11 protein-coding genes and 1 pseudogene are annotated in these 12,448 nt (G+C 32.9%); 9 read left to right on the top strand and 3 right to left on the bottom strand.

Annotated elements, in window-relative coordinates:
• Positions 1–605: pseudogene (glyA, locus tag B4I81_RS08535) on the bottom strand (serine hydroxymethyltransferase); the annotation flags it as partial.
• Positions 606–717: 112 nt separating this feature from the next.
• Here glyA and fahA point away from each other — a divergent pair.
• The 9 genes from fahA (at position 718) to B4I81_RS08580 (ending at position 11,551) form a co-directional block, all read left to right on the top strand.
• Positions 718–2,004, top strand: a complete 1,287-nt coding sequence (gene fahA, locus B4I81_RS08540) for a fumarylacetoacetase (RefSeq protein WP_291109649.1) — start codon at positions 718–720, stop codon at positions 2,002–2,004.
• A gap of 277 nt (positions 2,005–2,281) precedes the next feature.
• Positions 2,282–4,885, top strand: coding sequence for an ATP-dependent chaperone ClpB (clpB, locus tag B4I81_RS08545; RefSeq protein ID WP_291109651.1), 2,604 nt, complete (start codon positions 2,282–2,284; stop codon positions 4,883–4,885).
• Positions 4,886–5,028: 143 nt separating this feature from the next.
• Entirely contained in the window at positions 5,029–6,273 is a 1,245-nt protein-coding gene (locus B4I81_RS08550) for an MFS transporter (protein WP_291109653.1), read from the top strand.
• Between the two features lie 38 nt (positions 6,274–6,311).
• A complete protein-coding gene (locus B4I81_RS08555) occupies positions 6,312–6,815 on the top strand; it encodes a DUF4199 domain-containing protein (RefSeq protein WP_291109655.1) in 504 nt (167 codons plus the stop codon).
• A complete protein-coding gene (locus B4I81_RS08560; protein WP_291109657.1) occupies positions 6,816–7,424 on the top strand; it encodes a DUF2238 domain-containing protein in 609 nt (202 codons plus the stop codon).
• A gap of 17 nt (positions 7,425–7,441) precedes the next feature.
• On the top strand, positions 7,442–8,002 hold the full coding sequence (locus B4I81_RS08565) for a GNAT family N-acetyltransferase (protein WP_291109659.1): 561 nt from the start codon (positions 7,442–7,444) through the stop codon (positions 8,000–8,002).
• Between the two features lie 3 nt (positions 8,003–8,005).
• Positions 8,006–9,148, top strand: a complete 1,143-nt coding sequence (locus B4I81_RS08570) for an ABC transporter ATP-binding protein (RefSeq protein WP_291109661.1) — start codon at positions 8,006–8,008, stop codon at positions 9,146–9,148.
• Positions 9,149–9,161: 13 nt separating this feature from the next.
• Positions 9,162–10,703 carry a hypothetical protein gene (locus tag B4I81_RS08575; RefSeq protein ID WP_291109663.1) on the top strand — a complete coding sequence of 514 codons (1,542 nt, stop codon included), beginning with the start codon at positions 9,162–9,164 and terminating at the stop codon, positions 10,701–10,703.
• A gap of 2 nt (positions 10,704–10,705) precedes the next feature.
• Positions 10,706–11,551 (top strand): aldose 1-epimerase family protein, encoded by an 846-nt coding sequence (locus tag B4I81_RS08580; protein ID WP_291109665.1) that lies wholly within the window; start codon positions 10,706–10,708, stop codon positions 11,549–11,551.
• A gap of 29 nt (positions 11,552–11,580) precedes the next feature.
• Here B4I81_RS08580 and B4I81_RS08585 read toward each other — a convergent pair whose 3' ends face one another.
• Together B4I81_RS08585 and B4I81_RS08590 are read right to left on the bottom strand one after the other, a co-directional pair.
• Complete coding sequence (locus B4I81_RS08585) at positions 11,581–12,105, bottom strand: hypothetical protein (RefSeq protein ID WP_291109667.1); 525 nt, start codon at positions 12,103–12,105, stop codon at positions 11,581–11,583.
• Positions 12,106–12,123: 18 nt separating this feature from the next.
• Positions 12,124–12,405 (bottom strand): hypothetical protein, encoded by a 282-nt coding sequence (locus tag B4I81_RS08590; RefSeq protein WP_291109669.1) that lies wholly within the window; start codon positions 12,403–12,405, stop codon positions 12,124–12,126.
• Positions 12,406–12,448 lie beyond the last annotated feature (43 nt).

Here is a 12,448-nt window from a genome sequence, read left to right on the forward strand (position 1 = left end):
GCAATTAATCCTGCTGGGTGTGAAATATCTGCTAATAACAAAGCACCAACGCTGTCAGCAATTTCTCTGAAACGCTTAAAATCCATATCACGAGAATAAGCCGAAGCTCCTGCGATAATCATTTTTGGTTTGTTTGCTAAAGCAATTTCTTGAATTTTATCATAGTTTAAAACACCTGTCTCCTCTTCTACTCCATAAAATACAGGATTGTATAATTTTCCTGAAAAGTTAACTGGAGAACCATGTGTTAAGTGACCTCCGTGAGATAAGTCAAATCCTAAAATAGTATCACCTGGTTTTAAACATGCTGCAAAAACTGCTGTATTCGCCTGAGAACCAGAGTGTGGTTGTACGTTTACATATTCAGCACCAAACAAAGCTTTTGCTCTGTCAATTGCAATTTGTTCTACAATATCTACTACTTCACATCCTCCGTAATATCTTTTACCAGGATATCCTTCAGCATATTTGTTGGTTAAACATGAACCTGCCGCTTCCATTACTTGGTCGCTAACAAAGTTTTCAGAAGCAATTAATTCAATTCCGTGAATTTGTCTGTCTTGTTCATCAAGAATTAGGTCAAAAATTTGTTCGTCGCGTTGCATTGCAATAAATATTCGTTAAAATTAGGTCAAAATTACGAAAAAGGTTTGTTACATTGCTAGATAATTTTATATTTGATTCATAATTTTTCAACAACAAACTAACAATACAAATATGCCAAATATAGCAAACGATCCAAATAGAAAATCGTGGATTCCAGTTCCTGAAAATAGCGACTTCCCGATTCAAAACATTCCTTTTGGTGTTTTCATTACAAAAGAAGATGTAATCACTATTGGAACAAGAATTGGAAATTGCGCCATCGACATGGGGGCTTTACATCAATTAGGATATTTCGAAGGCATTGAACTTACTGATGATATGTTCATGCAAGACACTTTAAACGATTTTATTTCTGACGGGAAAAAAACATGGCGTTTGGTTAGAAATCGCTTAGCTGAACTTTTCGATGAAACCAATCCAACCTTAAGAGACAATAAAAATCACAGAGAAGTTGTAATCTTTAAAGTGGAAGACATCGAAATGCTTTTACCGGTTCAAATTGGAGATTACACCGATTTTTACAGTTCAAAAGAGCACGCTACAAACGTAGGAAAAATGTTCCGTGACCCAGAAAATGCATTGTTACCAAACTGGTTACACATTCCAGTAGGTTATCATGGAAGAAGTTCTACGATTGTTCCTTCAGGAATTCCAGTTCACAGACCTTATGGGCAAACGTTACCAAATGGAGAAACTACTCCTGTTTTTGGTCCTTCAAGATTAGTAGATTTTGAATTAGAAACTGCTTTTATTACTACTGATGCGAATTTAATGGGAGAACCAATTCCAGTTGAAGAAGCAGAAGAACATATCTTCGGAATGGTTTTATTTAACGACTGGAGTGCGCGTGATATCCAAAAATGGGAATATGTGCCACTTGGACCTTTCTTAGCGAAAAACTTTGCTTCGTCTATTTCACCTTGGATTGTAACCATGGATGCTTTAGAGCCTTTTAGAACAAAAGGTCCTGAGCAATCTCCAGAACCGCTTCCTTATTTAAAACAAAAAGGTGAAAAGGCATTTGATATCAATTTGGAAGTTTTAATAAAACCGGAAAATTCAGAAGAAACTGTGGTTTCTCGTTCGAACTTTAAGTACATGTATTGGTCAATGGCACAACAATTGGCACATCATACCATTAATGGTTGTAGAGTAAACTCAGGCGATATGATGGGAAGTGGAACAATTTCAGGCCCAACAGAAGATTCTTTCGGTTCGATGTTAGAGTTAACTTGGGGCGGTCAAAAACCATTAAAAATGAAGGATGGATCTGAACGTAAATTCATCAACGATAATGATACCGTTATTGTTAGAGGATATTGCCAAAAAGGAAATTTAAGAATTGGTTTTGGTGAAGTTTCAAGTAAATTATTACCTGCTATTGATTTGAAGTTTTAAAATTAAACCCAAAAATATTAGAAACTCCGAAAGTTATTTTCGGAGTTTTTTTTGCTTAAAACTTTCCCATTTTCATTCATCGATTATTCACGACATTTTATCAAAAAAATTGAATTTCAGCTGTACTTTAAGACATTATGTCGTAAATTTATATGATTTTCGGAGTTTTATCAGTCATTTTGTCTTGATTTAAGCATTGGAATACCAATTGCAGTACTCCTTTCAAAATCATTAAATTGAAAATAAAAACGAATCCCCAACTCGACAACAACTAAAAATGAACTTAAAAAATTTAACTATTAAATCGCAAGAAGCATTGCAACAAGCACAGCAACTTGCACAAGAATTCGAACACCAACAACTGGAAAATGAACACATTTTCAAAGGTATATTGGAAGTTGACGAAAATGTAACTCCTTTCATTCTAAAAAAATTGAATGTAAATGTGGAGTTATTTAAAAAAGTATTGGATAGTACTTTACAAAGCTTTCCTAAAGTTTCGGGAGGTGAAATCATGCTTTCTCGAGATGCTTCAACAGCTTTGAATGAAGCCAATATCATTGCTAAAAAAATGAGCGATGAATATGTTTCAATCGAACATTTAATCTTAGCTATTTTCAAATCGAAAAGTAAGGTAGCCCAAATTCTAAAAGACCAAGGGGTAACCGAAAAAGGATTAGAAACCGCTATAGCGGAAATTCGTAAAGGCGAACGCGTAACCTCAGCATCAGCAGAAGAAACATACAATTCTTTGAATAAATATGCTAAAAACCTTAACGAATTAGCACGTACCGGCAAATTAGACCCAGTTATTGGTCGCGATGAAGAAATTCGTAGGGTTTTACAAATCCTAACTCGTAGAACCAAAAACAATCCGATGTTAATTGGAGAGCCAGGTGTTGGTAAAACAGCTATTGCAGAAGGTTTAGCACATCGAATTGTTGACGGCGACGTTCCGGAAAATCTAAAAGATAAAATTGTTTATTCTTTAGATATGGGTGCTTTAATTGCTGGTGCGAAATATAAAGGAGAATTTGAAGAACGTTTGAAAGCCGTAGTAAAAGAAGTTACTTCTGCTGAAGGTGATATTGTACTTTTTATTGACGAAATTCACACCTTAGTGGGTGCTGGTGGTGGTGAAGGCGCTATGGATGCGGCTAACATCTTAAAACCTGCTCTAGCTCGTGGTGAATTACGTGCGATTGGAGCTACGACTTTAGATGAATATCAAAAATATTTCGAAAAAGATAAAGCGCTTGAAAGACGTTTCCAAAAAGTAAATATCGACGAACCTGATACTGAAAGTGCAATTTCAATTTTACGAGGTATCAAAGAAAAATATGAAACGCATCATAAAGTTCGTATCAAAGACGATGCAATTATTGCTGCGGTAGAACTCTCACAACGTTACATTACGAATCGTTTCTTACCAGATAAAGCGATTGACTTAATGGACGAAGCGGCTTCAAAATTGCGTATGGAAATCAATTCAAAACCTGAAGAATTAGACGTTTTGGATAGAAAAATTATGCAGTTGGAAATCGAAATTGAAGCCATCAAACGTGAGAATGATGAAACTAAGTTGAAAGTTCTTGGTTTAGATTTAGCGAATTTAAAAGAAGAACGAAACGAAATTTTCACCAAATGGAAATCAGAAAAAGATGTTGTAGATAACATTCAGTCGGTAAAATTAGAAATTGAAGATTTTAAAATTGAAGCCGAACAAGCCGAAAGAAATGGAGATTACGGAAAAGTAGCTGAAATCCGTTATGGAAAAATAAAAGAAGCACAAGAACGTTTAGATGCTTTACAAACACAATTAGCAGAAAATCAAGCTGGTAATTCTCTAATCAAAGAAGAAGTTACGCATGACGATATCGCAGAAGTGGTAGCCAAATGGACAGGAATTCCAGTAACTAAAATGCTTCAAAGTGAAAGAGAAAAACTGCTCAAATTAGAAGATGAGTTACATCGAAGAGTAGTTGGACAAGAAGAAGCAATTGAAGCCATTAGTGACGCCGTTAGAAGAAGTCGTGCTGGTTTACAAGATGCAAAAAAACCAATTGGTTCGTTCTTATTCTTAGGAACTACAGGTGTTGGTAAAACCGAATTAGCAAAAGCATTAGCCGAATATTTATTCGACGATGAAAATGCGATGACCCGAATTGATATGAGTGAATATCAAGAACGTCATGCGGTAAGCCGATTAGTTGGTGCGCCTCCAGGATATGTAGGTTATGATGAAGGTGGACAATTGACAGAAGCCGTAAGAAGAAAACCGTATTCAGTGGTATTATTAGACGAAATTGAAAAAGCACATCCAGATACGTTTAATATTTTATTACAAGTTTTGGATGAAGGTCGATTGACCGATAACAAAGGTCGTATGGCGGATTTCAAAAACACCATTATTATCATGACTTCAAATATGGGAAGTCAAATAATTCAAGAGAAATTCGAGAATTTAAAAGGTGGAATTGAAGCAGCAACCGAAGCGGCAAAAACAGAAGTTCTAGGCTTATTAAAACAAACCGTTAGACCTGAGTTCATAAACCGTATCGATGAAATCGTAATGTTTACACCGTTAACCGATAAAAACATTAAAGAAATTGTTGGATTGCAATTGAAAAGTGTGATTAAAATGTTAGCTCAACAACACATTACTATGGATGCCACTCCAGAAGCAGTAGCGTATTTAGCAGAAAAAGGATACGATCCGCAATTTGGAGCAAGACCCGTGAAACGTGTAATTCAACGTGAAGTGTTAAACCAACTTTCGAAAGAAATTTTAGCAGGAAAAGTGACTACTGATAGCATTATTCTATTAGATAGTTTTGACGGTCAATTAGTATTTAGAAATCAAAGTGAATTGGTAAAATAAATTCACAAAACATACCCCAATCCATGGGTTTATAATGGGTTAAGTTTGTTTTAGTTTGGGAAACACCGGTTCAATTTTGAATCGGTGTTTCTTTTTTATCTGATAACCAATTATTTTTCTATTTTTGAAACAAATGCAACCCAATGAAAGAATTTACAACCCAAGAAAAACTAAAACATTTATTATCGTTTCCAGTAATTGTAGCAGCTTTAGGCTACTTTGTAGATATTTACGATTTACTGCTTTTTGGAATTGTTCGTGTTCCCAGCTTAAAAGATATGAATTTAGATGTGGATACGGCCGGAACCATGATTCTGAATTACCAAATGGTAGGTTTGCTTTTAGGCGGAATTCTTTGGGGCGTTTTGGGCGATAAAAAAGGAAGACTTTCCGTTTTGTTTGGTTCCATTTTAGTGTATTCTTTAGCGAATATTGCTTGCGGATTTTTGCCTCATTTTCCAGTTGAAGATAAAACCATGTTATACGCATGGTTGCGATTCATTGCAGGAATTGGTTTAGCAGGTGAACTCGGTGCTGGAATTACTTTAGTTTCCGAATCTTTACCCAAACAATTGCGCGCTATTGGAACTTCAATTGTGGCAGGATTTGGATTACTTGGAGCTGTTGTAGCCCAATTAACAGTTGAAATAGCTGGTGATTGGACAATAGCTTATTTCATTGGCGGCGGATTAGGATTAATGCTTTTGGTGTTGCGAATCAGTGTCGCAGAATCTGAAATTTATAACGACATCAAACATGATTCAGGTATCAAAAAAGGAAATTTCTTTTCATTTTTTACCAATTGGAATCGTTTCGTGAAATACATGAAATGCATTGCCATTGGCTTACCTACTTGGTTTTGCATCGGAATTTTAGCGGTGATGGCGAATCAATTTGCTGTAGTTATGGGAATTGAAAATATTCAACCTGGAAAGGCTATTATGTGGGCGTATGTTGGAATTTCTATTGGAGATTTTGCAAGTGGTTTCATTTCGCATTGGCTGCATTCTCGAAAAAAAGCGATTTTTTATATGATGTTATTCACCATTATAGGAGTTGTTTTAATGCTTTTTGGAGGAACCAAATCAGAAAACATGTACTACTTCTATTGTGCTTGGTTAGGATTAGGCACTGGCTATTGGGCCATGTTTGTAACCGTTGGAGCAGAACAATTTGGAACAAACATCAGAAGCACAGCAACCACTACTATTCCTAATATGGTTCGAGGATTAGTTCCTATAATGTTATTAGCTTTTGATGGATTAAAAGTGAATAACGGTGTTATTGCTGCTGCTGCCATAGTAGGTTTCTTTGCTTTTGCATTGGGAATCTACTCTACTTTAACTATTTCGGAAACGCATAATAAGGATTTAGATTTCAATGAATAATTTCATTAAATTTGATTAACTAACCAAAACTAATCATCATGAACAACATTATTTTAAAAAAAGGATTATTTGGAAGCATTATTGTTTCTGCATTGCTAATCTTTATCACGGCTTATATGAAAGCTAATCCTGAGAAAGAAGTGAGTATGATGATTGGATTTGCAGGGATGCTTCTAGCTTTTTTCTTTGTAGTGACAGGAATTAAACAACAAAGAGAAGCAAATAATGGTTCCATTTCTCTAGGAAAAGGTTTCCTTACAGGTTTTTGGATTACGTTAATTATTTCAACCATTTATGTGATAGTTTGGCTAATTATCTTTTATAATTTCTTCCCAAATTTCGCAGAACATTATACAGATATGGCGATTGCAAAAGCAAGTCCAGATGAAGTGGCTCAAGTAACCGAAGATATGAATTCCTTTAAAGAAATGTATAAAAGTCCAATTATGGTTATATTACTAACTTATATGGAAATATTACCATTAGGAATTGTATTTTCATTTGTAAGTGCATTAATTTTAAAGAAAAAGCAAATTAACTAAATGAAAAAACTACAACTTTATACACTATTATTCTTTGTAGGTTTAGTAGTTTCTGGAATTTATCCAAAAGAATATTTTACTTGGTTTTTAGAAGTTTTACCTGCTGTAATTGGGTTTGCGATTTTAGCATTCACCTTTAAACGCTTTCAATTTACCAATTTCACGTATTTCTTCATTCTAATTCATTGCTACATCTTATTTCTTGGCGGACATTATACGTACGCTGAAGTTCCACCTTTTGAATGGATAAAAGAAACGTTTCATCAAACTCGAAACAACTACGATAAAGTGGGACATTTTGCACAAGGCTTTGTTCCTGCTATGATTGTGCGAGAATTATTCATTCGTAAAAATGTTATTTCTAACAAGAGTTTTTTCAACTTCATCATTGTTGGAGTTTGTTTAGCAATAAGTGCCGCTTACGAATGGCTAGAATGGGGTGTTTCATTATCAACCGGTGAAGGTGGCGATGCGTTTTTGGGAACACAAGGTTACATTTGGGACACACAATCGGATATGCTGTATGCAACCATTGGCGCTATTTGTATGTTGATTTTCTTCAGTAAAAAACAAGACAAGGCTATTCAAGAACAATTTCAAACTCAATAAAAAAACAAATTATAAAAATGTTACAACTCAACTTCTCTCCTTTTCCGATACTAGAATCGGAACGTTTGCGTTTTAGAAAACTAACAGATAATGATGCACCAGAAATTTTAGCACTTCGAGGCAATCCTGAAACCATGAAATTTATTCCGAGACCATTGGCTACAAGTATTGATGATGCCTTGAATCACATCAAAATCATTAACGATAAAATAGACGAAAATCTCGATATCAATTGGGCTGTAACCGAAAAAGGAAGTGATAAATGCATTGGGATTATGGGATTTTATCGAACACAACCTGAACATTTTAGAACCGAATTAGGTTACATGATTATACCTGAACACAACGGAAAAGGTTATGTTACAGAAGCGGTTAAAACACTATTAGATTATGCTTTCAATACCTTAAATTTTCATTCTATTGAAGCTGTTATTGATTCTAGACACATTGCATCAGAGCGCGTTTTACAAAAAAATGGTTTTGAAAAAGAAGCGCATTTTAAAGAGAACTTTTATTACAACAATGAATTTACAGATACCGTAATTTATGGCTTGTTAAAACGAAATTTTATAAAATAATATATGACCGAATTTGAAAAACAATTTCGAGAAGTCAAAGAACTTTTAGATTTTAAAGATTACAATCAAGTAATCAAACGCATTATCGATTTTACTTTAGACAGTGAAGATATTACGCTTTACCAAAAGACAAATGCTTTTTTAGATTGGCACGACAACAATGAAAACAACGAAATTGAGAAATTAAGTCAACTTTCTAATTTACTTACCGAGCTTCACTCTTTTTTGAGTTCAAAAGAATGTCACGACCATCAAACGATTATTTCGGTTAAAAATCTTCAAAAAGTTTATAATTCGGCTTTTGGATTAGGTCCGATAAACTTAGACATCAAAACAGGAGAAATCATTGGTTTAGTTGGAGAAAATGGAAACGGAAAAACTACTTTATTACGTAGTATTTGTGGTGAATTACATCCAACATCTGGAAGCATAAATTATCAATTTCAGTATGATGATTTGTATGATTTACGTACCAAATTAGTTTACATTCCACAACGAACAGATACTTGGCGAGGTTCTATGTACGAAAATTTAGAATTTACTGCTAGTTCTTACGGATACAAGCCAGAAGAAAACAATTTAGTAGTAAATCTTATTATCACGCGATTAGGTCTAAGAAAATTCAGAAATCACTCTTGGAACAACTTATCTTCAGGCTATAAAATGCGTTTTGAATTGGCTCGAATGTTACTTCGTAAACCAAAAATTTTATTGATAGACGAACCTTTAGCAAACTTAGACATTTTAGCACAACAAACCGTTTTAGATGATTTTAGAAACATAGCTAATTCGGCTTTTAGACCTATTGCTATTGTGTTGAGTTCGCAGCAATTATACGAAGTAGAAAAAACATCAAATCAGGTAGTTTTCTTGAAACGTGGCGCACAAAAGAATTTATTAGCCGAAAATGAAGCTAATAAAAATTGTATTGTTGAATTTGAAAGCTCATTAAATTTGAGCGAACTAAAACAAGCTTTTGCAACTTTGGAAATCATTTCATTAGAGCAAAATGGCGGAACTTTTATTGCAACTTTCCCAGAAAACATCAGCATTAATGATTTTATGAAAACGGTTGTTAATCAATCGGTTCCTTTAACTTATATGCGAAATATTTCAAATTCAACCCGTCGCTTTTTTGTGAACTAAAATTAAAAATCTCATGTTTAAAGATATACAGAAAAAACTTTTACTTCAATATCCATTGCTTTGGAACACTAAGTTTGTTCCAATGGTTGCTATTGGAATTCTAATGCACATCATCTTCTTTGGTTTAGGTTACATTGACGGAACCATTGATTTTTCAAACAAAAATAATATTGATATAATTTCCTTTTCAATTATGATAGGTATTTTATCGGTTATTATTATTGTGATTTTATGGCTGGTGGCTTATTTCAAAAATAACGCTTTAAAATCTTTTTATAGCAAATCTAAAAACAGTCTATTCTTTGAGTGGATGCAAATATTTGTCATTTGTGTCTTACTCATCTCGTTTTATATTCCTTTTAGTATTGGAAAACAATTGCATCAAAGAAGTTATTATTCATTAGAAGAAACAGCAAAACGTTGTAAAATCATAAGTACTGCCGATATATTTATTGATGGAAGTTTTAGTGATACCGAAATAGATTCGCTTGCTTCAGGATTGATTGATAACCAAGGGAATAAAATTGCTCAAACGGATGCTAATTATGCAAATGAGCAAGATATAGAAGCAAATACTATTGACTCAGCTGTTGCTTTACGATATAAAGACCACATCATTTTCAATAACAAAAAATACGACCAATTCTCTTTATTAAATAGAAATACGTTTGAATTTTCTGTTATTTCAAGAGAACAAGATTCACTAAATAAAATTCAAGTAAACAATTGGTTGCAGAACAATAATGAAGGAGAAATAAAAAAATTAATGGCCGATTATATGAGTTTAATACGCGAACATAATTTAGCAACTAATTTGAATGCAACCAAATGGTTTGAAATCACTTACAAAGCACCCGATTTCAATGAATTTCTATACATACAACCTTACTTAAAAGAATTCGAAACAGAAAACTCATATCAATACAATGATTACGAAACAGCCGTAGCAGTACCTTACGGTGAAAATAAATATTCTAAATATTTTGTTCAACAAGACATTTTAAAAGACAAATATGATATTGTAGCCGATGCTCACACAGATGCATTCATTGAAATTGAAATGATACTTTCATTCCTATATGGAGCATTTGGATTATCAATTTTAATATTCTCATTCCGTGTAACATCTGGAAAGAGTTGGTTAATTGCGGTTGTTGTTACAGGAGTTATCAATGTAATTTACGGAATTTTTACTGCAATTGCAGGTTCTTCAACTATGTATTTTTATTTAATTTTAACTACTATTTTAGGTATATTATTCTATTTCTTCCTAATCTTTTTCAACAAGAAAAGCTTACAATTAAGTCGAATAGCGCTCAACTTGGCTTTATGGTCTTTTAGTACCATTATTCCAATTGTTTACTTTTTGACTATGGAAGCAAATAAACCTGATTATTATAGACTTGACGAGTATAAATACTATGAATCTCCATTTTATGAATGGTTAAAAGATCATGTGGTAGAAATGGTTTCTTTAAACTTTATTTTATCCATAATCTTTTTATTCATTTTATCGAAAGTCATTAGAAACTGGAGAGGAATTGCAGAAAATTAATTATGATAGTTACGATTTCAAATAGTATAATTTCGGCATCAATTAATGCTCTTGGTGCCGAATTAATTCGATTAGAAAAAGATTCCAAAAATTACATTTGGTCAGTTGATGAAACGTATTGGAACAAAACGTCTCCGATATTGTTTCCTATTGTAGGGCGATTAAAAAATGACACTTACAGCATTGACAATAAAACCTATGAATTACCACGACATGGTTTTGCTAGAAATTTCGAATTTCAAATTGTAAATCAAACCGAAAGTTCCGTTGTTTTTGTATTGGAAAGTAATTCCGAAACTTTTAAAAATTATCCGTTTGAGTTTGAATTACGATTGGAATATGAATTAGACGAAAACGAATTAAAAATAAAGTATTCCGTTGAAAACAAATCAGAAGCAACTATGCCTTTTTCTATTGGAGCGCATCCTGCTTTTGCAATTGAAAATTCATTTTCTGATTATTCTTTGAAATTTAACCAAACTGAAGAATTTATATCGTATGAATTGGATAACGAACAATTTAATACAATATCCAAAAAAATACAATCAGAAAACGGGATAATTGATTTGAATTACACTCTTTTTGAAAAAGACGCTTTAGTTTTTAAGCATTTAGAATCAAACGAACTGACACTTTTAAAAAAGAAGGAACCCGTTCTTTCTGTTCAGTTTGAAGGATTTCCCTATTTAGGAGTTTGGACCAAACCTAACGCTCCATTTTTGTGTATAGAACCTTGGTGTGGTTTAGCAGACAACGTAAATCATAATGGAAATATTTTTGAAAAAGAAGGGATTAATTTATTACACCCACAAGAATTTTTTTCTAGAACTATCAAAATAAAAATATAAAAAAATCCCGATTTCTCGGGATTTTCAATTTAGTCGATATAGGTTTTATTTCCGTTTTTATTGATATAATATTTACCACCTCTTGGTCCTGTAAATACTTTTTTTCCTTTGTATTTTCCAGTTACTTTATCCGTAACCTTTTTCTCTGCTGCTCTAGAAATTGCGGTTTCTTTCAAGTCTTCTTTTTCTTCAGCTTCAGTCTTCTTCACTTTAGTTTTAGCTTCCGCTTTTTTTGTTTCTACTTTAGCCTTAGTGTCTGTTTTTTTTGCATCAACTTTTGCTTTAGCTTCTTCTTGCTTTGCAATAGCTTTAGCTTTTGAAGTTGATGCTGTAGCTTTTCCTTTTGCAGAAGTTTCATCCACTTTTGATTTAGAATCTTTTTTTACTTTAGTTACTTTTTCTTCTAATTCTTTCTTTTTCTTTTCAGCTTCTTTTTTATTCTTTTCAATTTTTTCTATTGAAGCTTTTTTAGCTTCTTTAATTGTTTTAGATTCTTGTGCTACAGAACCCAATGTAAATAATAGGGATAGACCCAAAAGAGCGATTTTTTTCATATATAGTCAGATTTTAAATTAAATAATTTTATGTATTCTTTTTACTGGAATTACAACTCCTTGCTTTAATATTACTCGTTCCTCAGTAACTCCCCAAATAGTTGTTTCAACCACTTTTTTAGAAGTATCATCTTCAAAATAAATTTTAATTTTTAAGTGTTCTAAATTTCCAAGTGAAAGCGCTCTATCCAAATCATTTATCCTAGCAATCATTTCTTCCTTGTCTTTGAGTACATCAATTTGAGGAAAATTCAAATGTGTAATAGATTCTTTATCTATCAATTCAAATATTGAGTTCATAATTAATTTATTAGTTTAATACTATAAAGTTAATAAAAAGAAT

Source organism: Flavobacterium sp. UBA6195, assembly GCF_002422095.1.
Taxonomy (GTDB): Bacteria; Bacteroidota; Bacteroidia; order Flavobacteriales; family Flavobacteriaceae; genus Flavobacterium.

Bases quoted from the DNA above. Each gene is read 5' to 3' on its own strand.
- fahA (WP_291109649.1), top strand. From the start codon at position 718: ATGCCAAATATAGCAAACGATCCAAATAGAAAATCGTGGATTCCAGTT.
- clpB (WP_291109651.1), top strand. From the start codon at position 2,282: ATGAACTTAAAAAATTTAACTATTAAATCGCAAGAAGCATTGCAACAA.
- B4I81_RS08550 (WP_291109653.1), top strand. From the start codon at position 5,029: ATGAAAGAATTTACAACCCAAGAAAAACTAAAACATTTATTATCGTTT.
- B4I81_RS08555 (WP_291109655.1), top strand. From the start codon at position 6,312: ATGAACAACATTATTTTAAAAAAAGGATTATTTGGAAGCATTATTGTT.
- B4I81_RS08560 (WP_291109657.1), top strand. From the start codon at position 6,816: ATGAAAAAACTACAACTTTATACACTATTATTCTTTGTAGGTTTAGTA.
- B4I81_RS08565 (WP_291109659.1), top strand. From the start codon at position 7,442: ATGTTACAACTCAACTTCTCTCCTTTTCCGATACTAGAATCGGAACGT.
- B4I81_RS08570 (WP_291109661.1), top strand. From the start codon at position 8,006: ATGACCGAATTTGAAAAACAATTTCGAGAAGTCAAAGAACTTTTAGAT.
- B4I81_RS08575 (WP_291109663.1), top strand. From the start codon at position 9,162: ATGTTTAAAGATATACAGAAAAAACTTTTACTTCAATATCCATTGCTT.
- B4I81_RS08580 (WP_291109665.1), top strand. From the start codon at position 10,706: ATGATAGTTACGATTTCAAATAGTATAATTTCGGCATCAATTAATGCT.
- B4I81_RS08585 (WP_291109667.1), bottom strand. From the start codon at position 12,105: ATGAAAAAAATCGCTCTTTTGGGTCTATCCCTATTATTTACATTGGGT.
- B4I81_RS08590 (WP_291109669.1), bottom strand. From the start codon at position 12,405: ATGAACTCAATATTTGAATTGATAGATAAAGAATCTATTACACATTTG.